Source organism: Citrobacter sp. C5_2 (genome assembly GCF_014596845.2).
In the GTDB taxonomy this organism is placed as follows: domain Bacteria; phylum Pseudomonadota; class Gammaproteobacteria; order Enterobacterales; family Enterobacteriaceae; genus Citrobacter; species Citrobacter werkmanii.
The window spans coordinates 344,466-369,202 of the sequence record NZ_CP115032.1 but is presented as its reverse complement, the minus strand read 5'-3'; the positions used below and the strand labels follow the sequence as shown (position 1 = coordinate 369,202).

Annotated in this window: 18 protein-coding genes and 1 pseudogene; 5 read left to right on the top strand and 14 right to left on the bottom strand. The window is 54.0% G+C overall.

Translation table 11 applies throughout. From position 1 onward, the window contains the following. Nucleotides 1-280: 280 nt before the first annotated feature. Entirely contained in the window at nucleotides 281-2,986 is a 2,706-nt protein-coding gene (malT, locus tag ICA20_RS01740) for an HTH-type transcriptional regulator MalT (RefSeq protein WP_038634910.1), read from the top strand. A gap of 41 nt (nucleotides 2,987-3,027) precedes the next feature. Here malT and ICA20_RS01735 read toward each other — a convergent pair whose 3' ends face one another. From ICA20_RS01735 to glpE, 3 genes are all read right to left on the bottom strand, one after another. Continuing rightward, nucleotides 3,028-3,786, bottom strand: coding sequence for a DeoR/GlpR family transcriptional regulator (locus ICA20_RS01735; protein WP_003023499.1), 759 nt, complete (start codon nucleotides 3,784-3,786; stop codon nucleotides 3,028-3,030). Between the two features lie 95 nt (nucleotides 3,787-3,881). Then, nucleotides 3,882-4,712 carry a rhomboid family intramembrane serine protease GlpG gene (gene glpG / locus ICA20_RS01730; protein ID WP_038634914.1) on the bottom strand — a complete coding sequence of 277 codons (831 nt, stop codon included), beginning with the start codon at nucleotides 4,710-4,712 and terminating at the stop codon, nucleotides 3,882-3,884. Nucleotides 4,713-4,787: 75 nt separating this feature from the next. After that, nucleotides 4,788-5,114, bottom strand: a complete 327-nt coding sequence (gene glpE, locus ICA20_RS01725; protein WP_038634917.1) for a thiosulfate sulfurtransferase GlpE — start codon at nucleotides 5,112-5,114, stop codon at nucleotides 4,788-4,790. 202 nt (nucleotides 5,115-5,316) lie between these two features. On the opposite strand from glpE, the gene glpD reads away from it, so the two are divergent. Further along, entirely contained in the window at nucleotides 5,317-6,825 is a 1,509-nt protein-coding gene (gene glpD / locus ICA20_RS01720) for a glycerol-3-phosphate dehydrogenase (protein ID WP_038634920.1), read from the top strand. Between the two features lie 91 nt (nucleotides 6,826-6,916). Here glpD and glgP read toward each other — a convergent pair whose 3' ends face one another. From glgP to asd, 6 genes are all read right to left on the bottom strand, one after another. Then, nucleotides 6,917-9,364 carry a glycogen phosphorylase gene (gene glgP / locus ICA20_RS01715; RefSeq protein ID WP_038634923.1) on the bottom strand — a complete coding sequence of 816 codons (2,448 nt, stop codon included), beginning with the start codon at nucleotides 9,362-9,364 and terminating at the stop codon, nucleotides 6,917-6,919. A 19-nt stretch (nucleotides 9,365-9,383) separates the two neighbouring features. After that, nucleotides 9,384-10,817 (bottom strand): glycogen synthase GlgA, encoded by a 1,434-nt coding sequence (glgA, locus tag ICA20_RS01710; RefSeq protein WP_038634926.1) that lies wholly within the window; start codon nucleotides 10,815-10,817, stop codon nucleotides 9,384-9,386. Next, nucleotides 10,817-12,112, bottom strand: a complete 1,296-nt coding sequence (glgC, locus tag ICA20_RS01705) for a glucose-1-phosphate adenylyltransferase (RefSeq protein ID WP_006687433.1) — start codon at nucleotides 12,110-12,112, stop codon at nucleotides 10,817-10,819. The genes glgA and glgC overlap by 1 nt, the downstream gene beginning before the upstream one ends. 14 nt (nucleotides 12,113-12,126) lie before the next feature. Then, nucleotides 12,127-14,103 carry a glycogen debranching protein GlgX gene (gene glgX / locus ICA20_RS01700; protein WP_038634931.1) on the bottom strand — a complete coding sequence of 659 codons (1,977 nt, stop codon included), beginning with the start codon at nucleotides 14,101-14,103 and terminating at the stop codon, nucleotides 12,127-12,129. After that, nucleotides 14,100-16,286 (bottom strand): 1,4-alpha-glucan branching enzyme, encoded by a 2,187-nt coding sequence (gene glgB, locus ICA20_RS01695; protein ID WP_038634934.1) that lies wholly within the window; start codon nucleotides 16,284-16,286, stop codon nucleotides 14,100-14,102. Before glgB ends, glgX begins: the two co-directional genes overlap by 4 nt. A gap of 273 nt (nucleotides 16,287-16,559) precedes the next feature. Beyond that, nucleotides 16,560-17,666, bottom strand: coding sequence for an aspartate-semialdehyde dehydrogenase (asd, locus tag ICA20_RS01690; RefSeq protein WP_038634937.1), 1,107 nt, complete (start codon nucleotides 17,664-17,666; stop codon nucleotides 16,560-16,562). A 191-nt stretch (nucleotides 17,667-17,857) separates the two neighbouring features. On the opposite strand from asd, the gene yhgN reads away from it, so the two are divergent. The 3 genes and pseudogenes from yhgN to ICA20_RS01675 form a co-directional block, all read left to right on the top strand. Next, the gene (yhgN, locus tag ICA20_RS01685) at nucleotides 17,858-18,451 is read left to right on the top strand and encodes an NAAT family transporter YhgN (protein ID WP_003023480.1); all 594 of its coding nucleotides are present in this window, start codon (nucleotides 17,858-17,860) and stop codon (nucleotides 18,449-18,451) included. Nucleotides 18,452-19,020: 569 nt separating this feature from the next. After that, the gene (locus ICA20_RS01680; protein ID WP_038634939.1) at nucleotides 19,021-19,467 is read left to right on the top strand and encodes a hypothetical protein; all 447 of its coding nucleotides are present in this window, start codon (nucleotides 19,021-19,023) and stop codon (nucleotides 19,465-19,467) included. After that, nucleotides 19,461-19,640 (top strand): annotated as a pseudogene (locus tag ICA20_RS01675) (MarC family protein); the annotation flags it as partial. The gene ICA20_RS01680 and the pseudogene ICA20_RS01675, both read left to right, overlap by 7 nt. Here the strand turns inward: ICA20_RS01675 and gntU are convergent. The 5 genes from gntU to ICA20_RS01650 all read right to left on the bottom strand — a co-directional run bounded on the left by gntU (nucleotide 19,563) and on the right by ICA20_RS01650 (nucleotide 24,556). Continuing rightward, nucleotides 19,563-20,903, bottom strand: a complete 1,341-nt coding sequence (gntU, locus tag ICA20_RS01670) for a gluconate transporter (protein WP_032940610.1) — start codon at nucleotides 20,901-20,903, stop codon at nucleotides 19,563-19,565. The pseudogene ICA20_RS01675 and the gene gntU sit on opposite strands and share 78 nt — an antisense overlap. Continuing rightward, nucleotides 20,903-21,433 carry a gluconokinase gene (gene gntK, locus ICA20_RS01665; RefSeq protein ID WP_038634945.1) on the bottom strand — a complete coding sequence of 177 codons (531 nt, stop codon included), beginning with the start codon at nucleotides 21,431-21,433 and terminating at the stop codon, nucleotides 20,903-20,905. The genes gntU and gntK overlap by 1 nt, the downstream gene beginning before the upstream one ends. Nucleotides 21,434-21,574: 141 nt before the next feature. Beyond that, nucleotides 21,575-22,570, bottom strand: coding sequence for a gluconate operon transcriptional repressor GntR (gene gntR / locus ICA20_RS01660; RefSeq protein WP_038634949.1), 996 nt, complete (start codon nucleotides 22,568-22,570; stop codon nucleotides 21,575-21,577). Nucleotides 22,571-22,699: 129 nt separating this feature from the next. Beyond that, nucleotides 22,700-23,395, bottom strand: a complete 696-nt coding sequence (yhhW, locus tag ICA20_RS01655) for a quercetin 2,3-dioxygenase (RefSeq protein ID WP_038634951.1) — start codon at nucleotides 23,393-23,395, stop codon at nucleotides 22,700-22,702. A gap of 123 nt (nucleotides 23,396-23,518) precedes the next feature. Then, nucleotides 23,519-24,556 carry an oxidoreductase gene (locus ICA20_RS01650; RefSeq protein ID WP_038634954.1) on the bottom strand — a complete coding sequence of 346 codons (1,038 nt, stop codon included), beginning with the start codon at nucleotides 24,554-24,556 and terminating at the stop codon, nucleotides 23,519-23,521. Nucleotides 24,557-24,737: the final 181 nt, after the last annotated feature.

The following is a 24,737-nucleotide window of genomic DNA, read 5'->3' as shown; positions in this document are numbered from 1 at the left end:
AACTCATCGTCTTTTTATTAAACGTTACAGTAACAACATAAAAAAGTGGAATCTTTCCGCTGGGTGAAAGTCACGCTGGATCCAGTCGCCACGCCTGTTGCGACTCTTTAAAGAAATTATTGCAATAGATGTATAGATTTGTGACATAGTGCAAAATCAGACACACAAAAAGCCCGCTTAGCTTGCATAAAATACCAATCTGGCCGACCTTATATCTATTAATTACGAAGCGCAAAAAAAATCATTCTTCCCCATTTTCACACAGTGAAGTGACTAACTTATGTTGATTCCGTCTAAATTAAGTCGTCCGGTTCGTCTCGACCATACGGTGGTTCGTGAGCGCCTGTTGGCTAAACTTTCCGGCGCGAACAATTTCAGGCTCGCCCTGATCACAAGTCCTGCTGGTTATGGAAAAACAACGCTTGTTTCACAATGGGCGGCGGGGAAGACCGAGTTAGGTTGGTACTCTCTGGATGAAGGCGATAACCAGCAGGAGCGCTTTGCCAGCTATCTGATTGCCGCGATCCAGCAGGCGACCGGTGGGCATTGCACCACCAGCGAAGCGCTGGTGCAAAAACGCCAGTATGCCAGCCTGACGTCACTGTTTGCGCAGCTATTTATTGAACTGGCCGAGTGGCATCGTCCACTCTACCTGGTGGTGGATGATTATCATCTAATCTCCAATCCGGCCATACACGAAGCAATGCGCTTTTTCCTGCGTCATCAGCCTGAAAATCTCACACTGGTCGTGCTGTCGCGTAATCTGCCGCAGTTGGGCATTGCCAACCTGCGGGTGCGCGATCAGTTGCTGGAAATCGGCAGCCAACAACTGGCCTTTAACCATCAGGAAGCGAAACAATTTTTCGATCGGCGTTTATCCTCCCCGATTGAAGCGGCTGAAAGCAGCCGGATGTGCGATGACGTTGCTGGCTGGGCCACAGCGTTACAACTGATTGCCCTTTCCGCCCGCCAGAACAATAACTCTGCGCACCAGTCTGCACGACGCCTCGCTGGGATCAACGCCAGCCATTTATCCGACTACCTGGTAGATGAAGTGCTGGATAGCGTTGACCTCGGCACCCGTCACTTTCTGCTCAAAAGCGCCATCCTGCGTTCGATGAACGATGCGCTGATCGTTCGGGTCACCGGCGAAGAAAACGGGCAAATGCGACTTGAGGAAATTGAGCGTCAGGGGTTATTTCTGCAGCGAATGGATGACGTCGGCGAGTGGTTCAGCTATCACCCGCTGTTTGGCAGCTTTTTACGCCAGCGTTGTCAGTGGGAACTGGCGAGCGAGCTGCCTGAAATACACCGCGCGGCCGCAGAAAGCTGGATGGCGCAGGGTTTCCCTAGCGAAGCTATCCACCACGCTCTGGCGGCAGGCGACGCCCATATGCTGCGCGATATCCTACTTAATCATGCGTGGGGCCTGTTTAACCACAGCGAACTGGCGCTATTGGAAGAGTCGCTGAAAGCCCTGCCGTGGGAAAGCCTACTGGAAAATCCGCGTCTGGTTCTGCTGCAAGCCTGGCTGATGCAAAGCCAGCACCGCTACAGCGAGGTTAATACCCTGCTGGCCCGTGCGGAACAAGAGATGAAAGGCGACATGGAGCCGACGCTGCACGCTGAATTTAACGCGCTGCGTGCGCAGGTAGCGATTAACGACGGTAACCCTGACGAAGCAGAACGTCTGGCAAAACTGGCGCTGGATGAATTACCCATCGCCTGGTTCTATAGCCGTATCGTTGCCACCTCGGTGCATGGTGAAGTCCTGCATTGTAAGGGGGATCTTACGCGTTCACTGGCGTTGATGCAGCAAACCGAGCAGATGGCGCGCCATCATGATGTCTGGCATTACGCGCTGTGGAGTCTGATCCAGCAAAGCGAAATTTTATTTGCCCAGGGCTTTTTGCAGGCCGCCTGGGAGACGCAGGAAAAAGCGTTCCAGCTGATCAAAGAGCAGCACCTGGAACAGCTGCCGATGCATGAGTTCCTGGTACGTATCCGCGCGCAGTTACTGTGGGCATGGGCACGTTTGGACGAAGCTGAAGCGTCTGCCCGCATGGGCATTGAGTTGCTTTCCACATTCCAGCCGCAGCAACAGCTACAGTGCCTGGCGCTGCTGATTCAGTGTTCGCTGGCCCGGGGCGATTTAGACAACGCGCGTAGCCTGCTCAACCGTCTGGAAAACTTATTGGGCAACGGTCGCTATCACAGCGACTGGATCTCAAACGCCGATAAAGTCCGGGTGATTTACTGGCAAATGGTGGGTGACAAAAACTCGGCCGCCAACTGGCTACGCCACACGCCGAAGCCGGAGTTCGCTAATAACCACTTCCTGCAAAGTCAGTGGCGCAACATCGCCCGCGCGCAGATCCTGCTGGGTGAGTTTGAACCGGCGGAAATCGTACTGGAAGAGTTAAATGAAAATGCGCGTAACCTGCGCCTGATGAGCGATCTGAACCGTAACCTGTTGCTACTTAATCAGTTGTACTGGCAGGCAGGACGCAAAAATGACGCGCAGCGCGTCTTACTCGAAGCGCTGCAACTGGCGAACCGTACCGGATTTATCAGCCACTTTGTTATCGAAGGTGAGGCGATGGCGCAGCAGTTGCGCCAACTGATTCAGCTCAATACGCTGCCAGAACTCGACCAGCACCGCGCCCAGCGCGTTTTGCGGGAGATTAACCAGCACCACCGCCACAAATTCGCCCACTTTGATGAAGGATTCGTTGAGCGACTGCTTACCCATCCGGAAGTGCCGGAGCTTATCCGCACCAGCCCGCTGACCCAGCGCGAATGGCAGGTTCTGGGACTGATTTATTCAGGTTACAGCAACGAGCAGATCGCCGGTGAGCTGGCCGTTGCAGCCACGACCATTAAGACGCACATCCGCAATTTGTACCAAAAACTCGGCGTCGCCCACCGCCAGGATGCGGTGCAGCATGCGCAGAAACTGCTGAAGATGATGGGCTATGGGGTATAGTTAATGCCTGATGCGCTACGCTTATCAGGCCTGGAGTTCACTTAACACAGCTCTAACTGAATATGGTGGTCGGCAATAACCTGCATCACGCCAGCAGGCGGCAACGTGTCGGTATAAACCGCATCCACCATGCTAATGCTGCCCATATTCACCATCGCGTTACGTCCGAACTTCGAGTGATCCACTACCAGCATGACGTGACGTGAATTCTCAATGATCGCGCGTTTGGTGCGCACTTCGTGATAATCAAATTCCAGCAGGGAGCCATCGCTGTCGATACCGCTGATCCCCAGGATGCCGAAGTCCAGACGGAACTGGGAAATAAAGTCGAGGGTCGCTTCGCCCATAATGCCGCCGTCACGGCTACGCAGTTCGCCCCCGGCCAGAATAATGCGGAAATCCTCTTTCGCCATCAGCGTGTTTGCCACATTGAGATTATTGGTCACAATGCGTAAGTTGCTGTGATTAAGCAGCGCATGCGCCACCGCTTCCGGTGTGGTGCCGATATCAATAAACAGCGTTGAACCGTTAGGGATCTGCGTGGCAACTTTGCGCGCAATGCGCTCTTTTTCCGCCGTCTGCGTCGCTTTACGGTCATGCCATGGTGTATTGACCGAGCTGGATGGCAACGCCGCGCCGCCGTGGTGACGCAAAATCATATTTTGATCGGCCAGGTCATTCAGATCCCGGCGAATCGTCTGCGGGCTGACGGAGAAATGCTCCACCAGCTCCTCGGTACTGACGTATCCCTGTTTTTTTACCAGCTCAATGATCGCGTCATGTCGTTGTGTTTGCTTCATTATTGTTCCCTGGAATTTTGCCGGATGCGCTGATGCTTACCCGGCCTACAAATTGGTCCAAACGCACACCGCCTTCCGGCACCACAAAACTTGAGTCAAGTTCGTTTTCGCACATGAATAGTATCGGCAAACGCCATTGCCAGACCCACGGCCAGCCCGGCGATATGTGCGCCGTTCGCCATCGACATGCCGAACAGATCAAACCAGCCGGCAACAATCCAGATCAAGGCAAAGATAATCAAACCACGCTGCAGGAAAATACCGCTTTGCGGATCGCGCTCGCCGCGCAACCACACGTAGCCCATCAGCGCATATACCACGCCAGACAGCCCGCCAAACCACGGGCCGCTAAATTTCTGCTGAACATAACCGCTCAGCAAGGCGCTGATCACAGTAATGACAATCAGCTTTCCGCTGCCCAGGCGCTTTTCAACCGCGCCGCCGAGATACCACCACCACAGCAGGTTGAACAAAATGTGCATGAGCGAGAAATGCATAAACGCGTGGGTGAAATAACGCCAAAACTCAAATTTCAGCGAAGGATCGAACGGCCAGGCCAGCCAGAGCATTACCGCCTGGTCGCCCAGCACATTCATCGCGATAAACACCAACACACACGCCGCCATTACCGCCCAGGTCACCGGGCCGGCACGTTCGCGCAATGTAGCCAGAAACGGATAACGTTGATAGCGCAGACCGCTGTCGGTATGACCTGACTGCCAACTGGCCGCGAGGTAACGCGGATCGCCCGGGTTATCGAGAAATCGCGCCAGTTCAGCACGCACGCGTTCAGCCTGGGACTCATCCGCCAGCCAGACATCCGTTTGCTGATGTTGTTGAATCGTCAGAATAACGCCCTGCGTCGCCATATAATCAACAAATGCCTGCGCCACGCGGGGGTTAGCAAAAGAGGTAATCATCAACATTATTGCTGTCGCTTATTCCACACAAAAGAGGACAGTATATATATCCTGTCCGTTTCAGGCTGCATCTTTGTTAGCTTACGAACCGTATGTCACTTCTGCAGGAAAATGTCGATGCCAGGCGTCGAAGCCGCCGTCAACGCTGTAAACCGCATCATAGCCCTGCTGAAGAAGATACTGCGCCGCGCCTTTACTGCTGTTGCCGTGGTAACACATCACCATCACGGCAGTATCAAAATCATGCTCACGCATAAACGTCCCCAACGTGTCGTTCGTCAGATGAAAGGCCTGCGGCGCGTGGCCCATCGCATAGCTTTGCGGATCGCGGATGTCCACCAGCACCGCCATTCCGTGCAGGAGTTTCTGATGGGCTTCTTCGACATTAATACACTCAAACTGATCCATGGCGTTCTCTTGTTAAGTTCTACTTATATTCTGGCAGGTAACCAATATTACCCTCCAGTGTACGTTGCCTGCGCAGGTAAACGCCATAATGTTATATGTATCACTGTAAATTGTTTATCCAATGTTACCAATGGCGCAATTCTTTGCTATTATGCTCGATAACGAACATTAATGAGCTATAACGAAAGTGCGAGAGGCCAGCATGGAAACCAAAGATCTGATTGTGATAGGTGGAGGCATCAACGGTGCCGGTATCGCGGCAGATGCCGCTGGACGCGGTTTATCCGTGCTGATGCTGGAGGCGCAGGATTTAGCCTGCGCCACCTCCTCCGCCAGCTCCAAACTCATCCACGGTGGCCTGCGCTACCTGGAACACTACGAATTCCGCCTGGTGAGCGAGGCGCTGGCAGAACGTGAAGTGCTGTTGAAAATGGCACCGCATATCGCCTTCCCGATGCGCTTTCGTCTGCCCCATCGCCCGCATCTGCGTCCGGCATGGATGATCCGTATTGGTTTGTTTATGTACGATCATCTGGGCAAACGCACCAGTTTGCCGGGTTCTACTGGTTTGCGTTTTGGCGCGGATTCCGTAATGAAACCTGAGATTGTGCGCGGTTTCGAATATTCTGACTGCTGGGTAGACGATGCGCGTCTGGTTTTGGCAAACGCCCAAATGGTCGTGCGCAAAGGCGGAGAAGTATTAACCCGCACCCGTGCCACCTCCGCTCGCCGTGAAAACGGCCTGTGGATCGTTGAAGCCGAAGATATCGATACCGGCAAAAAACACACCTGGCAGGCGCGCGGTCTGGTCAATGCCACCGGTCCGTGGGTGAAAGAGTTCTTTGATGACGGCATGCATCTGCCTTCGCCGTACGGTATTCGTCTGATTAAAGGTAGCCACATCGTGGTGCCGCGCGTACATACCCAGAAGCAAGCGTATATTCTGCAAAATGAAGATAAACGTATTGTGTTTGTTATCCCATGGATGGACGAATTCTCGATCATCGGGACGACTGACGTCGAATACAAAGGCGACCCGAAAGCAGTGAAAATTGATGAGAGCGAAATCAATTACCTGTTGAAGGTCTACAACGCGCACTTTAAGAAACAGCTTGGCCGTGACGATATCGTCTGGACTTACTCGGGCGTGCGTCCGCTGTGCGATGACGAGTCCGACTCGCCGCAGGCTATTACCCGTGATTACACGCTGGATATCCACGACGAAAACGGCAAAGCGCCGCTGCTGTCGGTCTTTGGCGGTAAGCTGACAACCTACCGTAAGCTGGCCGAGCACGCGATGGAAAAACTGTCGTCGTACTATCAGGGCATTGGCCCGGCATGGACCAAAGAGTGCATCCTGCCTGGCGGTGATATTGGCGGCGATCGCGAAGATTACGCGGCAAAACTGCGCCGTCGCTATCCGTTCCTGACCGAATCGCTGGCGCGCCACTATTCGCGTACCTATGGCAGCAATACTGAATGGATTATCGGCGACGCCACATCAATTGCCGAGTTAGGCGAAGACTTCGGCCATGAGTTCTATGAGGCCGAGCTGAAGTATCTGGTTGAGCATGAGTGGGTGCGTCGCGCAGAAGATGCGCTGTGGCGTCGTACGAAAGAAGGCATGTGGCTGAATGCCGAACAGCAGTCCCGCATGACCCAATGGCTGACGGAGTATGTCGAGAAGCACCAGCTGTCGCTGGCCTCCTGATAAAAATGCCGGATGGCGGCTAACGCCTTATCCGGCCTGCAAGAGTGCATAAACATAGGCCGGGCAAGCGAAGCGCCCCCGGCCTCGGATGTTACAACCGCACCGAATCAATATGCCAGATGTTCTCGGCATACTCTTTGATCGTCCTGTCCGAAGAGAAGTACCCCATATTGGCGATGTTTATCATCGACTTCGTGGTCCACTCTTCCGGATGGCGATACAGCTCATCAACCTTATCCTGGCAATCGACATAGCTGCGATAATCCGCCAGCACCTGATAGTGGTCGCCAAAGTTAATCAGCGAATCGACCAGATCACGATAACGTCCAGGCTCCTCAGGGCTGAACACGCCGCTGCCAATCTGCGTCAGCACCTGATGCAACTCTTCATCTTTCTCGTAATACTCACGCGGCTTGTAGCCCTGAATGCGTAAAGCCTCAACCTCTTCCGCCGTATTACCAAAGATAAAGATATTCTCCGCACCCACATGTTCCAGCATCTCAACGTTGGCGCCATCCAGCGTCCCGATGGTCAGCGCGCCGTTGAGCGCAAATTTCATATTACTGGTTCCGGAGGCTTCGGTCCCGGCCAGAGAAATCTGCTCAGACAAGTCGGCAGCAGGAATAATCACCTGCGCCAGACTGACGCTGTAGTTGGGGATAAACACGACCTTCAATTTATCGCCAATCTGCGGATCGTTGTTGATCACCTTCGCGACATCGTTGATCAAATGAATGATGTGCTTCGCCATGTAATAGGCTGAAGCCGCTTTACCCGCGAAGATATTCACGCGCGGCACCCACTCGGCGTCTGGATCGGCTTTGATGCGGTTGTAGCGGGTGATCACATGCAGCACATTCATTAGCTGACGTTTGTACTCGTGAATACGCTTGATCTGCACATCAAACAGCGATTTCGGGTTCACTACCACGTTCAACTGCTGGGCGATGAGCGTTGCCAGTCGCTTTTTGTTCTCCAGCTTCGCACGACGCACAGCCTGATTCACTAACGGGAAATCACAGTGCTGCTCAAGCTCGCTGAGCTGGCTGAGATCGGTACGCCAGGTGCGGCCAATGTTCTCATCCAGTACGTCAGAAAGCGATGGGTTCGCCAGCGCCAGCCAGCGACGCGGCGTCACACCGTTGGTCACGTTGCAGAAGCGGGTCGGGAAAATCTTCGCAAAGTCAGCAAACAACGACTGCACCATCAGGTTGGAGTGCAGTTCAGACACGCCATTAACCTTGTGGCTCACCACCACCGCCAGCCATGCCATACGCACACGACGACCGTTAGATTCATCGATAATCGACGTCCGTCCCAGCAGAGCGGTATCGTTCGGATACTGCTCCTGCAGCGTCTTCAGGAAGTAGTCGTTAATCTCAAAAATGATTTGCAAATGGCGCGGCAGGATTTTGCCCAGCATATCCACCGGCCAGGTCTCCAGCGCTTCGCTCATCAAGGTGTGGTTGGTATACGAGAAGACCTGACAGCACACCTCAAACGCGTCGTCCCAACTGAACTTGTGTTCATCGATCAGCAGACGCATCAGCTCAGGGATCGACAGCACCGGGTGGGTGTCGTTAAGGTGAATAGCAATTTTATCGGCCAGGTTGTCGTAGGTTTTATGCAGTTGATAATGGCGGTTCAGGATGTCCTGCACCGTTGAGGAGACGAGGAAATACTCCTGGCGCAACCGCAGCTCGCGTCCCGAATAGGTAGAGTCATCCGGATACAGTACGCGGGAGACGTTCTCGGAGTGGTTTTTATCTTCCACCGCCGCAAAGTAGTCGCCCTGGTTAAATTTACCGAGGTTGATTTCGCTACTGGCCTGGGCATTCCACAGGCGCAGCGTGTTGGTGGCGTCAGTGTCATAACCGGGGATAATCTGGTCGTAGGCCACTGCGAGGATCTCTTCGGTCTCAATCCAACGCGTTTTCTTGCCTTCCATCTGCACGCGGCCGCCAAAGCGCACTTTGTAGCGCGTGTTGTGGCGTTTGAATTCCCACGGGTTACCGTATTCCAGCCAATAGTCCGGGGACTCTTTTTGTCGACCATCGACAATGTTTTGTTTAAACATGCCATAGTCATAACGGATACCGTAGCCACGTCCGGGCAGACCCAGCGTTGCCAGTGAGTCGAGGAAGCAGGCTGCCAGGCGTCCGAGGCCACCGTTACCGAGACCGGGGTCATTCTCTTCGTCGATCAGATCTTCCAGATCTAATCCCATCCCTTCCAGCGCACTTTTAACATCGTCGTAAATCCCCAACGATAACAGCGCATTGGAAAGCGTGCGCCCAATCAGAAACTCCATTGACAGATAATAAACCTGACGGGTTTCCTGGGATAATTGCGCACGGTTAGAACGCAGCCAGCGCTCCACGAGACGATCGCGCACCGCGAATAACGTGGCGTTCAGCCACTCATGTTTGTTGGCAATGACCGGGTCCTTACCAATCGTGAACATCAGTTTGTAGGCAATAGAATGCTTAAGTGCCTCGACGCTGAGTGTGGGCGATGCATAAGTAAATGGAGCGTTCATATAGGTGATTCCTGGATATCTATTTCAAGCGGTAGTAAAGCTCGCGGTAAGACTTCGCCGCGACTTGCCAGCTAAAATCCATGGTCATGGCCTGGCGTTGTACAAACCGCCAAAGCGAAGGCCGGGACCACAATACGAAAGCACGCCGGATCGCGCGTAGCAGCGACCAGGCATTACTGTCTTCAAAGACAAACCCACTGGCGATACCGTCCGCCAGGTTTTCCAGCGAACTGTCAGAGACCGTATCCGCCAGCCCACCGGTACGCCGCACCAGCGGCAGCGTGCCATACTTCAGCCCATACAACTGCGTTAAGCCGCACGGTTCAAAACGGCTGGGTACCAGAATGACGTCGGCCCCGCCCATGATGCGGTGCGAGAAGGCTTCGTGATAACCAATTTGCACCCCTACCTGTCCGGGATGTTCCGCCGCAGCGGCCAGGAAGCCTTCCTGTAATACTGGATCGCCCGCGCCAAGCAGCGCCAGTTGCCCCCCCTGCTCTAACAGACCCGGCAGAGCCTCCAACACCAGATCCAGCCCTTTCTGACTGGTCAGACGGCTCACGACAGCAAACAGCGGCACTTTATCGTTAACCTTAAGTCCCATCGCAATTTGTAGCTGACGTTTGTTCTCCGCCTTCTCATCCAGCGTGTCGCGTGTATAACGCGAGGCCAGTAGCAGATCGGTTTCCGGGCTCCAGATTTTTTCATCCACGCCGTTCAGCACGCCGGAAAGTCGCCCTTCCCGATGACGCTGTTGCAACAGGCCTTCCATGCCGTAGGCAAACTGCGGCTCGGTAATCTCCCGCGCGTAGGTCGGACTCACCGCCGTGATGTGGTCGGCGTAGTACAACCCGGCCTTCAGGAACGAAATCTGCCCGTTAAACTCCAGCCCGTGCACATTAAAGAACGACCATGGCAATTGGATGTCATCCATATGCTTTGCATAAAACATGCCTTGATACGCCAGGTTGTGGACGGTGAACACCGATTTCGCCGGATGGCCGCGGGCCGCCAGATACGCCGGGGCCAGACCGGCATGCCAGTCGTGCGCATGCACCACATCCGGGCGCCAGAATGGGTCAAGCCCGCAGGCCATTTCACATCCGGCCCAGCCGAGCAACGCAAAACGCAGGACGTTATCGGTATAAGCGAACAGGTTGGTGTCGTGATACGGACTACCCGGACGGTCATAGAGATGCGGCGCGTCCACGAGGTAAATGCCGACGCCGTTGTAATGCCCGAACAGCAGCGTAATTCTGCCTGCAAAGGTATCGCGACGCGTCACCACCTGAGCATCAGGAATGCCGCGACGGATATCCGGAAACGCCGGGAGCAGCACGCGGGCATCTACACCGTCGGCAATTTGCGCGGCCGGTAACGCCCCAAGAACATCCGCCAGTCCCCCGGTTTTTAGCAGGGGGAACATCTCTGAACATACGTGTAAAACCTGCATTATCGCTCCTGTTTGATTTGCAGTTTGCGCAGCATTTCACGCGTGACCAGCACAATGCCTTCTTCTGAGCGGTAGAAGCGACGAGCATCCTCTTCCGCATTTTCACCAATCACCATGCCTTCAGGGATAACGCAGGCGCGGTCAATGATACAACGACGTAACCGGCATGAACGTCCTACCCATACTTCAGGCAACAACACTGCCGAATCAATGTTACAGAATGAATTCACCCGCACTCGCGGGAACAGAACGGACTGCACCACCACCGAACCAGAAATAATACAGCCGCCGGAGACCAGCGAGTTCAGCGTCATTCCGTGGCTACCGGAACGGTCCTGCACAAATTTCGCCGGCGGCAGAGATTCCATATGCGTACGGATTGGCCAGTCCTGGTCGTACATATCCAGTTCAGGCGTTACCGAGGCCAGATCGAGGTTGGCCTTCCAGTAAGCTTCCAGCGTTCCCACATCGCGCCAGTACGGCTCGGATTCCGGGTCAGACTGTACGCAGGACAACGGGAAGGGATGTGCATACGCCATGCCAGCTTCGGTTATTTTTGGGATGATGTCTTTACCGAAATCGTGACTGGAGTTTTCATCGAGGTCATCTTCCGCCAGTAATTCATACAGGTAATCGGCGTTAAAAACGTAGATCCCCATGCTGGCAAGAGATTTGGTCGGGTCGCCCGGCATGGCTGGCGGGTTGGCAGGTTTTTCAACGAACTCGATAATTTTGTCGCTGTCGTCCACGTCCATCACACCAAACGCGCTGGCCTCTTCGATAGGCACCGGCATACAGGCCACGGTGCAACGCGCGCCCTTCTCGACGTGGTCGATCAGCATACGCGAGTAGTCCTGCTTATAAATATGATCGCCTGCGAGGATCACCACATATTCCGCTTTGTAGCGGCGAATGATGTCCAGGTTTTGGGTTACCGCATCCGCCGTGCCGCGATACCAGTTTTCACCCTGCATTCTCTGCTGCGCAGGCAGCAGATCGACAAACTCGTTCATCTCTTCGCTAAAGAACGACCAGCCGCGCTGAATATGCTGTACCAGCGTGTGCGACTGGTATTGCGTGATCACGCCGATACGGCGGATGCCGGAGTTAATACAGTTGGATAAAGCAAAATCGATAATGCGGAATTTACCGCCAAAGTGCACGGCCGGCTTGGCACGTTTATTGGTCAAATCTTTCAGGCGGGTACCGCGGCCACCGGCCAGGATCAGGGCAACAGATTTTAATGGCAGCTGGCGCGCCAACATAACACGATCGTTCTTCTCTAAACTCACCATGACTAACTCCTTTTTTATCCTCTATGGAACACACACAGTCCGTGCGCAGGTCCCTGCCAGACAGCCGTAAGCACCGGATTGTCCTCTCCGGCAAATGGGGGAATAGCTCGCCATTCCCCTTCAGGTAAAACGATATCTGTCACCTCAAGCGTGGCGTTTATTGCAATCAGGAAACGGTCGGAAAGCAGGATTTGCATCTGCCTCGGGCCGTTTTGCCACTCATCCGCACTTAAGGGTTGTGCGTACTTATTCAGCCAATGAACATTGCCATCGCCCTCTTCCCACCAGCAATCGCCCGTTAATGCGGGGATTTGCTGGCGAAGATGAATCAACGCGGCGGTAAAGGTGGTTAGCCCACCGTTTGCCTGCTGCCAGTCCAGCCAGGTTAAGGCGTTATCCTGACAGTAAGCGTTATTGTTGCCGTGCTGGCTATGGCCATGCTCGTCACCGGCCAGCAGCATCGGCGTCCCTTGAGAAAGCAACAGCGTGCTCAACAGCGCATGAATGCTGTCGCGCCGCCGTTCAATCAGGTCCAGCGTGCCGCCTAACCCTTCTTTACCATGATTATCACTGTAGTTATTGCTAGTGCCGTCGCGATTTTCCTCACCATTCGCTTCATTGTGCTTATTTGTGAAGCACACACAGTCACGTAGGGTAAAACCATCGTGCGCGGTCACCAGATTGACCGTGGCGCTGGGTTTGCGGCCATTGCGTTTAAACACGTCGCTGGAGGCGGCAAAACGCCCGGCGAATTCTCCCAAAGAGAGATTACGCTGGAGCCAGAAACGTCGCGTCGCATCGCGAAAATGGTCATTCCACTCGGCAAACGGCGGTGGAAAGTTCCCCACCTGATACCCGCCTTCACCGATATCCCACGGTTCCGCAATCAGTTTGACGCGTGAGAGCAGCGGACAGTTTTGGATTGCAGTGAACAACGGCGCATCCTGACGAAACGTAGGCGTACGCCCCATAACGGACGCTAAATCAAAACGAAAACCATCCACGTGGCAAGTTTCAACCCAGTAACGCAGGCATTCACACGCATACTCGACCACGCCGGGATGGCTCAGATTGAGGGTGTTCCCACAACCGGTCCAGTTGTAGTAATCGCCATCATCCCTGATCCAATAATAGCTACGGTTATCGATTCCGCGCAGTGAGAAGACGGGTCCTTCAAGATCCAGCTCGGCGCTGTGGTTCAAAACGATGTCGAGAATGACCTCAATCCCCGCTTTGTGCAGCGCTTTCACCGCATCACGGAACTCATCCAACGCGCTCTCCGGCGAGCAGGCGTAAGCCGGATGCAGCGCAAACATAGCGACCGGGTTGTAGCCCCAGTAGTTCGACAAGCCCAGCCGCTGCAGACGCGGTTCGCTGGCGAAATGCGCCACCGGTAGCAGCTCAAGCGCAGTAATGCCCAGGCGTTTGAAATAGTCGATCATCACCGGATGACCCAGCGCTTTATAGGTTCCGCGAAGCTCTTCCGGCAGCTCAGGATGCAGATACGTCAGTCCTTTCACATGCGCTTCGTAAATCACGGTATTGCCCCACGGCGTACGCGGCGGGGCATCGTCTTCCCAGTCATAATGGTCAGACACCACCACGCCCTTCAGCGCGATGGCGGCATTATCATGATGATCAGGTTCATTTAGCCCGCCGTGCAGCAGCGGGTTATCTTTTAACTCGCCATCCACCCGGCGCGCATAAGGATCGAGCAACAGTTTCGCCGGGTTAAACCGGTGGCCTTGCTCTGGTTGCCACGGACCATGTACGCGATAGCCATAGCGCAGGCCCGGACGGGCGTTGGCCAGATAACCGTGCCAAATATCGCCGCTACGCCCCGGCAGGTCATAGCGGAGTTCACAGCCTTGCTCATCGAAAACGCATAATTCAACGCGTTCGGCGTGGGCCGAGAAAAGCGTGAAATTGACGCCATGGCCGTCATACGTTGCACCATGCGGGGTGGCGTTGCCGGTTGCCAGATGCGTCATTCCCCCTCCCGAACCAGCCAGATCGTCGCCAACGGCGGCAACGTCAGGCTCAGTGAGTGCTGGCGGCCATGACTGGCGATTTCATCGCTATGCACCGCGCCGCCGTTACCGGTATTGCTACCGTGGTAATGCATCGAATCGGTATTGAGGATTTCACGCCATTTGCCCGGCTGATTGATACCGAAGCGATAGCCGTGGCGAGGTACTGGCGTAAAATTGCTGATAACGATAATTTCGTTGCCGGCCTTGTCACGACGAACAAAAATCAGCACCGAACGTTCTTTATCGTCAACCACCAGCCATTCAAAACCATAGCTGTCAAAGTCGAGTTCATGCAGCGCCTTGTGATGGCGATAAGTATGGTTCAGGTCACGCACCAGACGTTGCACCCCGTGGTGCCAGTTATCGCCGCCTTCCAGTAAGTGCCAGTCCAGACTGACGTCGTGATTCCATTCACGTCCCTGAGCAAACTCGTTGCCCATAAACAGCAGTTTCTTACCCGGGAAGGCCCACATCCAGCCGTAGTAAGCGCGCAGGTTGGCAAACTTCTGCCATGCGTCTCCCGGCATGCGGTCGAGAATGGATTTTTTACCGTGCACCACTTCATCGTGCGACAGCGGCAGAACAAAGTTTTCGGTGTAGTTGTACAGCATGCCGAAGGTCAGCTTGTCGTGATGATACTGACGATAAACCGGATCCAGTTTCATGTAGTCCAGCGTGTCGTGCATCCAGCCGAGGTTCCACTTATACCAGAACCCTAAACCGCCCATGTCCTGCGGTCTTGATACGCCGGCAAAGTCGGTTGACTCTTCCGCCATGCTTACGGCGCCGGGCACCTGCTCGCCAAGAATACGATTGGTATTGCGTAAAAATTCAATCGCTTCGAGGTTCTCACGACCACCAAATTCATTCGGGACCCATTCCCCTTCTTTACGGCTGTAGTCGCGATAAATCATCGATGCCACGGCATCCACGCGCAGCGCGTCAATCCCAAAACGTTCAATCCAGTACAGGGCGTTACCCACCAGATAGTTGCTGACCTCACGGCGGCCGTAGTTGTAGATCAGCGTATTCCAGTCCTGGTGATACCCTTCACGCGGGTCACTGTGCTCATACAACCTGGTGCCATCAAACTCTGCCAGACCAAAATCATCCGACGGGAAATGGCCCGGAACCCAGTCCAGAATGACGTTCAGCCCCGCCTGATGCGCGGCATTCACAAAATAGCGGAAATCATCACGCGTCCCGAAACGACGGGTCGGCGCATACATGCCGGTTGGCTGGTAGCCCCAACTGCCGTCGAACGGATGCTCGTTAATCGGCAACAGCTCGAGATGAGTAAAGCCCATCCACTTGGCGTAAGGAATCAGTTGATCCGCCAGTTCGCGGTAGCTCAGCCAGAAGTTGTTATCAGTATGACGACGCCATGACCCCAGATGCACCTCGTAGATAGAGATCGGCGCATCAAACTGGTTGGCTTTTTTGCGCTCCTCGCTTTGCACCACTTTTTCGGGCAGGCCGCAGATAAGCGACGCGGTCTCCGGGCGCATCTGCGCTTCGAAGGCGTAAGGGTCAGCTTTAATGCGCAACTTACCGTTAGCATCGATCATCTCGTACTTATACAGCTGACCATGCTGTGCGCCGGGGATAAACAGCTCCCAGATACCGCTCTCTTTACGCAGACGCATCGGGTGGCGACGGCCATCCCAGTAGTTGAACTGCCCGACCACCGAAACACGTTGGGCGTTGGGCGCCCAGACTGAGAAACGCGTACCGGTTACGCCATCCATGGTATCCGCATGCGCGCCCAGCGTTTCGTAAGGACGCAGGTGCGTACCTTCAGATAGCAGCCAGGCATCCATATCCTGGATTAGCGGACCAAAACGATAAGGGTCATCAATAAGATTCTGCTGGCCATGCCAGACAACGGCTAACTGATAACGAAAGAAATTTTTACGGCGGGGAAGTACAGCACAGAAAAAACCGCGAGAGTCGAGGCAGTCCAGCTTGCCGACTTTACGTCCGGTTTTGGGTTCGATCACCCACACTTCTGTGGCGTCTGGAAGTAAGGCGCGGACTTCAAGTCCCGCGTCAGTTTGATGCATACCGAGTACGGAAAAAGGATCCGCAAAATGGCCTGCAATTAGCGCATTAATCACGTCTCTATCGATACGAACGGACATGGTTGTCATCCTGTTTTATGGTGTCACGCCTTCCAACTGATTTTCGACATCAGGTAGTGACACTTTTTTTGACCTGAACGGCGCAGCACAATTGTGCATCCTCTCTGCGTCGTCCCACCTTCAGGCAACAACTTAATACCTCCGGTACTAAGTCACCCTTAAAGAATAGCCAATGCTTTATCTTACTCCTGGTAAAAAATGAAACATCTGCGCTTACTCCTGTATTACGCAAAAAAAGGGGTGATTTCTCACCCCTTGATCGTTAACAAATTATTACGCCAACTGGCGCAGCATACGGCGCAATGGCTCCGCAGCACCCCACAGCAACTGATCGCCCACGGTAAAGGCTGACAGGAACTCCGGTCCCATATTCAGCTTACGCAGACGGCCTACTGGCGTGGTCAGCGTACCGGTAACGGCCGCCGGGGTTAACTCACGCATGGTGATCTCCCGATCGTTTGGCACCACTTTGGCCCACGGATTGTGCGCCGCCAGCAGCTCTTCCACGGTCGGAATAGACACATCTTTTTTCAGTTTAATGGTGAACGCCTGACTGTGGCAGCGCAGCGCGCCGACGCGCACGCACAGGCCATCAACCGGGATCACGGCAGAGGTGTTGAGAATTTTGTTGGTTTCCGCCTGTCCCTTCCACTCTTCACGGCTCTGACCGTTATCGAGCTGTTTGTCGATCCACGGAATCAGGCTCCCGGCCAGCGGTACGCCAAAGTTATCAACCGGCAGTTCACCGCTGCGGGACAGGGTCGTCACTTTACGTTCGATATCGAGAATAGCAGAAGAAGGGGTCGCCAGTTCATCGGCCACATGGCCATACAGATGGCCCATCTGGGACAGCAGTTCACGCATGTGGCGCGCGCCGCCGCCGGAAGCCGCCTGATAGGTCGCCACGGAAACCCAGTCGACCAGGTCATTGGCAAACAGGCCGCCGAGGGACATCAGCATCAGGCTAACGGTACAGTTACCGCCGACAAAAGTCTTAATACCTTTGTTCATACCGTCGGTAATCACATCCTGGTTAACCGGATCGAGAATGATGATGGCATCGTCTTTCATGCGCAGCGAGGAGGCCGCGTCAATCCAGTAACCCTGCCAACCGCTTTCACGAAGCTTTGGATAGATTTCGTTGGTATAATCGCCGCCCTGACAGGTCACGATGATATCGAGCGCCTTCAGCGCGTCCAGATCAAAAGCGTCCTGAAGCGTGCCGGTCGCGGTTCCACCGAACGTCGGTGCCGCCTGCCCGAGCTGGGAAGTAGAAAAGAAAACAGGGCGAATGGCGTCGAAGTCACGCTCCTCAACCATGCGTTGCATGAGAACAGAGCCGACCATACCGCGCCAGCCGATAAAACCAACATTTTTCATAGCGTTTTTTTCCTGCGAAGATGTGTGCTGTGTATGTATGCCAGTGTCCTGGTGGCATATCCTTCACCATACAAAATGCAGCCAAAGTCGCAAGTGAAATTAATCAATGATAGCGAAGCCATCAGTAATGCGACTTATCCCGCTGCGCAAGCAAGCAGAAAGTCCGCGGTAATTATCAGGGAATTTGAGTTATGAATGAAATCATTTCAGCGGCAGTTTTATTGATCCTGATTATGGATCCGCTCGGAAATCTGCCCATTTTCATGTCCGTATTGAAACATACCGAACCAAAACGCCGCCGCGCGATTATGATTCGCGAGCTGTTCATTGCGCTGTTGGTGATGCTGATATTCCTGTTTGCGGGCGAGAAAATTCTGGCATTTCTTAACCTGCGTGCAGAAACCGTCTCGATCTCCGGGGGCATCATTTTGTTCCTGATCGCCATTAAGATGATTTTCCCCAGCGCCACCGGCAACAGCACCGGCCTTCCGGCAGGCGAAGAGCCATTTATCGTACCGCTGGCAATCCCGCTGGTGGCCGGGCCGACAATCCTGGCCTCGTTGATGCTGTTATCACATCAGTACCCAAATCAGATGGGGCATCTGGTGATTGCGCTGCTGATAGCCTGGGGCGGGACATTTGTGATTTTGCTGCAGTCGTCGCTGTTTTTACGCCTGCTGGGCGAGAAAGGGGTGAACGCGCTGGAACGTCTGATGGGATTGATTCTGGTGATGATGGCGACCCAGATGTTCCTCGATGGCGTACGGATGTGGATGAAGGGGTGACCGTTTTGAAGCTGGAGAGCATGGCATTTCAGAGAACGATTCCGTTCACGTTATGTTCATTGCTTCTCTGTGATCTCGTCACCAGTGAACGTGCAAGGGAGGCGGCGGTGAGCCTCCCTTGCACGTTCACGGGCATCAGCGCTTCAGAGAAATGACACCACTGAGGTGAACGGAACCCTGAGCAATAATCACATGTTCACCCTACATGCTTAACTGAACGGCATTGCACTGTAATACCAGGTATTCCTTATGCTTTTAAACCGCTGAGAAAACGTATTTTCATTTCTGCGAAGCGCCTTCCGGAATACCCTCTTGTCAGCATCGCGGATAAGCATTATCTTCTCGCTGCACCTGCAAAATCAGGTGCCAGGATTGGTCCCCTGATTACCTCATTCGCGATAAAATTCACTTTTGTCGTGCGACCAGCTACACCTCAATGGTGGGCTGGACGGTGGCGTCACAAGACGCACCGGTATCCAATGAGGCCGGTAGGACCAACTCCGTTCAGCCCGCCACCCAAAGGTTGGTCCCTTCGGTGGTGGTAAATTTCACTCATTGGAGGCTGCCCTATGGCGACTACCCCTCTCTTTTCACACTCTTTATTTACCCTGCCCTTTAGCCATGCCACGGACTTCACCGAACTGGCGGATAACTGCGAGCGTTTTGTCGAAGGGCTGGTTGAATGTCATGACCCGGTTGAAAAACTGGCGATTTGTGCACGTCTGTCGGCCTGTCTCGCGTTATTGCAACCGACCTTAACGGAGCCTGTACCGCAGCATCTACAGGCCAGTCTGACGGTAGAAACATTCCCGACCCGTTTTCCCCTTTTCGAGCCTGAGCCAGATCAGATGGGGCGTTACTGCCAGCTTTTAACGCATTTGCTGATGAGCAAAACGCTTTCTGATGATATGGAGCGGGTGGCGGGTGATTTGCTGCAGGATTTGGTGGGGTATTTCGCCGACACACTGAAAGCGCCGCGTTGGTTGAAAACCGAGGATGGTGTGATGGTGCTGTAAAAAAGCCGGGTGGCGGCTTCGCCTGACCCGGCCTACGATGTGGATATGTGCTCGTTTCCAGGCCCGGTAAGCGCAGCGCCACCGGGCAACAAGACTCAGCTCAACAGTTGGAAGGCAATCATACCGACAATCGCGCCGACCGTACCGAGGATGGTTTCCATCATCGTCCAGGTCTTCAGCGTTTGCGCTTCGGTCGCGCCGGTGAATTTCCCGAACAGCCAGAAACCAGCGTCGTTAACGTGGCTGACGACGATTGAGCCGCCTGCGATACAGATAGACAGCGCCGCCATCTGCGCGCCGGAGTAGTTCAGTTGCTCAATCACCGGCATGACCAGACCGACCGCCGTTAAGCAGGCCACGGTCGCGGACCCCTGAATGATACGTACCGCCGCCGCCAGCACGAAGCAGGTAATGGCAATAGGCAGCCCCATACCGGTTAACGCTTCACCCAGGGCCGGGCCAACGCCGGAATCAACCAGCACCTGCTTGAACACGCCGCCCGCACCAATCACCAGCAGAATAATCCCCGCTGGTTGCAGCGCGTGACCACAAATCTCCATCACCCGATCTTTTGCCATGCCCTGGCGCACTGCCAGGCCGTAAATCGCCACCAGACAGGCAACCAGAATCGCGGTAAACGGGTGACCGATAAACTCGAACCATTCATAGGTTGAAGAACCGACCGGCACAAAGCGCGCGGCGATGGTTTTCAGGCCAACCAGTACTAACGGCAGCAGGATCAGCGCCAGACTGAAGCCAAAGGAGGGCATTTTGCCTTCGCCCAGATGCGGCTCGGTAATGTCTTCTGGTACATGCAGTTCAACGTAACGGCTGATGAAATTGCCCCACAGCGGCCCGGCAATAATCATGCCCGGAATGGCTGCGCACAGGCCAATCAGGATCATCCAGCCAAAGTCAGCGTGCATTTGGGATGCCAGCAGCATCGGCGCAGGTCCCGGCAGCAGGAACGCCGCAGCGGCCGCCACCCCCGCAAACAGCGGAATAACCAGCTTCACCAGGTTCGTTCCGGTGTGACGCGCCATTGAGAACGCCACGCTTATCAGCAGCACAATCGCCACTTCAAAGAACAGCGGTAGCGCGCAAATCAGGCCGGCCAGGCCAATCGCATAATGCGCGCGGCTGTGACCGAAAGATTTCAGCATCTTGACGGCAATCTGATCGACCGCGCCGGTCTCGTGCAAAATCTTGCCAAACATCGCTCCCAGCGCCACCACAATCGCCAGGAAGCCGAGCGTGCCTCCCATCCCTTTTTCCATGGTCGCCGCGATTTTATCAAGCGGCATACCGGAAAAGAGACCTGCACCAATAGACACCACCATCAAAGCAACAAAGGCATGCATACGCGCCTTCATCACCAAAAACAGCAGTAATAAAACAGACCCTACTGCTGTTAAAACAAGCGTTAATGTAGTCACTACTTACTGCCCTGGTTAATCACTTCAATGGTGCTAGCTACCACACCGTCCAGCGGCTGATCGATATCAACCACCAGAACATCTTTTTCATTCGCATCCGGTTCTTCCAGCGCTTCGAACTGGGTTACCAGCATTTGCGTTTTGAAGAAGTGCCCTTTACGTGCCTTCAGGCGGCTTTCGATTACGTCAAAATCGCCCTTCAGGTAAATGAATGAGAGGTTCGGGTTACCGTCACGCAGCTGATCGCGATAGACTTTTTTTAGCGCAGAACAGACGATCAGCGACACCTTATTGGTACGCTGCATCGCAAAAGCGGCGTCATTCAGCGCCTGTAACCACGGTTTACGGTCGTCATCGTTGAGTGGCTCACCGGAAGCCATTTTCATGATGTTGCTGCGCGGATGGAGAAAATCGCCATCAAGAAACGCGGCCTGCAGTTGATGCGCCACTTCACTTGCGACAGCAGATTTACCGCTGCCTGATACGCCCATCAGAACGTAAACGTGGTGATCATGATTAGTCGTGCTCAAAGCGTTGCCCCCACTGGTACAAGAATCAGGAAATTGTTACGGGTAACTGTTATCGGTAACATTGTCCAGCCGGATAAATAGAGAAGCAATATCCATTCGTGCCCGAAGTGAATAAGTGTGAGCTACTTCAAAGTTGTTGGCTTAAATAGATCCACCCGGTGACAAGGTGAAACCTAAATCTAACATTTTAGGTGTGACTGCTTCACCTCGGATGCGCGCCAGCAGGCGTTCTGCGCCAATGCTGCCCATTCGTTCACGCGGCGTGAGCACACTCGCCAGACGCGGCTCCATTACCTGACCGATATCATGGCCGTGGAAACCGGCAATCGCCATATCGTCAGGGATTCTCAGCCCTAAACGCTGACATTCAAAGGCCGCCCCTACCGCCAGGTCATCGTTGGTACAGAACACACCATCCAGTTGCGGATATTCACGCCGCGCCTGACGGATAAGTTCAATACCGGATGAGTAAGATGAAGACTGCTCCACCATCACGCTGTACGGCACCAGATTGGCATCGCGCATAGCCTGTTCGTAGCCCCTCTGTTTGATGATAGTACGTTCATCAAGACGCGCGCCAAGATAAGCAACATGACGGTGTCCACGGGCGATGATAGCGGCGGTCATCTGACGTGCGGCCTCGAAGTTATCAAAACCGACGGCGATATCCAGACACGGGGACTGACTGTCCATCAGCTCGACGACCGGGATACCCGCGACTTCGATCATTTTCAGCGTACGGGGTGTATGGCTACGTTCAGTGAGGATCAGACCATCGATATTCCACGACAGCATCGACTCCAGACGCTCTTGCTCCATTTCGGGCTTATAGCCGTAGTGCGCCAGCATGGTTTGATAACCATGCGCGTCGGTGACGGCCTCAATGCCGCGTAACACTTCCGCAAAAACCTGGTTGGTGAGAGAAGGTAACAGCACGCCGATAGCGCGACTGGTGGCGTTAGACAGGATATCAGGTGCGCGATTGGGAATATAACCCAGCTCATCAAGTGCAGCGGCAATTTTGCCCCGCAGCGCCACGGAGACCTGCTCCGGGTTACGCAAAAAGCGACTGACCGTCATTTTGGTCACGCCCACGCGGTCGGCTACATCCTGAAGTACGGGTCTTTTCTTTTTCATCGTCCTGAAGCGTTAAAAAGGGATAGATTTGCCCAGTTTACCACGGACGTGCGGAATTAATGACAAACGATGAAAAGCCGGATGTCGACGCTTTCGCGTCTTATCCGGCCTACAAAGGGCTACAGCACGTTAGACTGGCGGCAGGTCAAACAGTAACACTTCGCTGTCGCTATCGGCATGAATCGAAATTGCCTGCTCATCCCAGATTGCCAGACCATCGCTGGTGGTGGCTTTAGTTCCGTTAATGGTGATATTGCCTTTTACCACCTGGATCCAGACGCGGCGCTCGGCGGCAATCTGATGCACCGACTGCTCATCTTTGAGCAGCGCCCAGCGGTACAACTCCATATCCTGGTACACTTTCAGCGAACCTTCGCGGGCATCCGGCGACAGCACCAGCTGTTTGCCCTGCACCGCATCGAAACGGCGCTGTTCATAGCGTGGCGTAATCCCGTTTTCCTGGGGCATGATCCAGATTTGATACAGGTGTAGTTTCTCAGTATTGCTCGGGTTGTACTCCGAGTGACGGATCCCCGTCCCGGCGCTCATAATCTGGAATTCACCGGCCGGAACCTGCTCTTTGTTGCCCATGCTGTCCTGATGCTCCACCACGCCTTCCAGTACGTAGGTCAGGATTTCCATGTCTTTATGGGGGTGAGTGCCAAAGCCCTGACCTGCGTCGATCACGTCATCGTTAATCACGCGCAGTGCCGAGAATCCCATAAAGTTCGGGTCATAGTAGTTGGCAAAAGAAAAGGTATGCCAGGAATCGAGCCAGCCATGATTCGCATGACCACGGTCGTTCGCTTTGCGTAAATAGATCATTATGTTCACCCCCAGATGTTTTCGATGGAGTAAGTGTGGACCCAATCCGTCTGGGATCATAGAGGGTGAAAATTGACTCCTCTGTTCAAAAAATATGAACAAACTCAGAGGAGTCGGTAAGGGCTATTTGGCGAGGGTTATCGTCGCGGGAGACGCCTGTTCAAAGGCCCGTTCGAGGATTTCCAGGTTGGTAAGAACTTCAGATTCCTTGACGTAATTAGGCGTACCGACGGTCAGCGTCTGGTACAGCGCATCATAGACGCGACCGTAGTCCCCCACTTCCGGTTTCACCTCTTCTTTCACCGTAACGCCATCATCATTGACATACTCCAGCACACCAACAGAATCGTCAGCGGCGAAACCGGGTTCGCCGGGCATAATATTGGCCTTCAGGCTGGTTTCCTGCTGGTCAATGCCGTACTTCACGAACGAACCTTTGGTGCCGTGAACGATAAACTTCGGATAATCGATTTTCACCAGATGGCTGGTTTTCACAATGGCTTTCAGGTCACCGTAGAACAATTGCGCTTCAAAGGTATCATCCGGGTTCGCTTTGTTGCGCAGACTGCGAATGTCATAGGCTACATGGTCGGGACGCCCGAACAGCGAGATAATCTGATCCATGGTGTGTACGCCCAGACCATAGAATGCGCCGTCCTGTGGCAGGCCCGGTTTGGTTTCCGCCACCGGTCGGTAGTAGTCAAAATGGCTTTCAACTTCCACTATTTCGCCCAGTTTGCCGCTCTCGATCGCTTTTTTAGCAGTGAGAAAACAGGAGTCAAAACGACGATTCTGATACGGCGTGACGGTCAGCCCCTTATTTCGCGCCAGTTCGAACAACACTTTTGCTTCCGCCAGCGTCGGCGTGAACGGTTTCTCAACCAGCACGCTTTTACCCGCCTCCAGCGCGCGTTTGGCATATTCAAAATGGCTATCAGCATGTGTACAGACGATCACCAGTTTTACCTGCGGATCGCCCAGCACCTCATCCAGATCGCTGGTGAAGTGAATGTGGGAATAGATCGGCGCCTGCTCTTCCGGTTTAGCGTGACGACGGAAAATATGCGCGACATGCCAGGTATCTTTACGATTCAGAACGTAAGGGAGATGGTAACGGGTGGTGCTTTTACCGAATCCAATAAATGCGCAGTGTAAGGTCATGAGACGATCCTTTTGAAGGTGATTGTTTACACCATAGCGCAAAGCGTGAGGAGACTGAATGTTGGATTCTTTGCCGGGGACAAAATGGCAAGTAAGCCAGGCTGAAACAAAACCCAAAAAAAAGCCAGCAAAAGCTGGCTAAAATAATACTGGAAGCAATGTGAGCAATGTCGTGCTTTCA

Bases quoted from the DNA above. Each gene is read 5' to 3' on its own strand.
- ICA20_RS01650 (WP_038634954.1), bottom strand. From the start codon at position 24,556: ATGACCTTACACTGCGCATTTATTGGATTCGGTAAAAGCACCACCCGT.
- gntR (WP_038634949.1), bottom strand. From the start codon at position 22,570: ATGAAAAAGAAAAGACCCGTACTTCAGGATGTAGCCGACCGCGTGGGC.
- glgP (WP_038634923.1), bottom strand. From the start codon at position 9,364: ATGAACGCTCCATTTACTTATGCATCGCCCACACTCAGCGTCGAGGCA.
- glgA (WP_038634926.1), bottom strand. From the start codon at position 10,817: ATGCAGGTTTTACACGTATGTTCAGAGATGTTCCCCCTGCTAAAAACC.
- yhhW (WP_038634951.1), bottom strand. From the start codon at position 23,395: ATGATCTATTTACGCAAAGCGAACGACCGTGGTCATGCGAATCATGGC.
- glpG (WP_038634914.1), bottom strand. From the start codon at position 4,712: ATGTTGATGATTACCTCTTTTGCTAACCCCCGCGTGGCGCAGGCATTT.
- ICA20_RS01680 (WP_038634939.1), top strand. From the start codon at position 19,021: ATGGCGACTACCCCTCTCTTTTCACACTCTTTATTTACCCTGCCCTTT.
- asd (WP_038634937.1), bottom strand. From the start codon at position 17,666: ATGAAAAATGTTGGTTTTATCGGCTGGCGCGGTATGGTCGGCTCTGTT.
- glgC (WP_006687433.1), bottom strand. From the start codon at position 12,112: ATGGTGAGTTTAGAGAAGAACGATCGTGTTATGTTGGCGCGCCAGCTG.
- glgX (WP_038634931.1), bottom strand. From the start codon at position 14,103: ATGACGCATCTGGCAACCGGCAACGCCACCCCGCATGGTGCAACGTAT.
- yhgN (WP_003023480.1), top strand. From the start codon at position 17,858: ATGAATGAAATCATTTCAGCGGCAGTTTTATTGATCCTGATTATGGAT.
- ICA20_RS01735 (WP_003023499.1), bottom strand. From the start codon at position 3,786: ATGAAGCAAACACAACGACATGACGCGATCATTGAGCTGGTAAAAAAA.
- glpE (WP_038634917.1), bottom strand. From the start codon at position 5,114: ATGGATCAGTTTGAGTGTATTAATGTCGAAGAAGCCCATCAGAAACTC.
- glpD (WP_038634920.1), top strand. From the start codon at position 5,317: ATGGAAACCAAAGATCTGATTGTGATAGGTGGAGGCATCAACGGTGCC.
- malT (WP_038634910.1), top strand. From the start codon at position 281: ATGTTGATTCCGTCTAAATTAAGTCGTCCGGTTCGTCTCGACCATACG.
- glgB (WP_038634934.1), bottom strand. From the start codon at position 16,286: ATGTCCGTTCGTATCGATAGAGACGTGATTAATGCGCTAATTGCAGGC.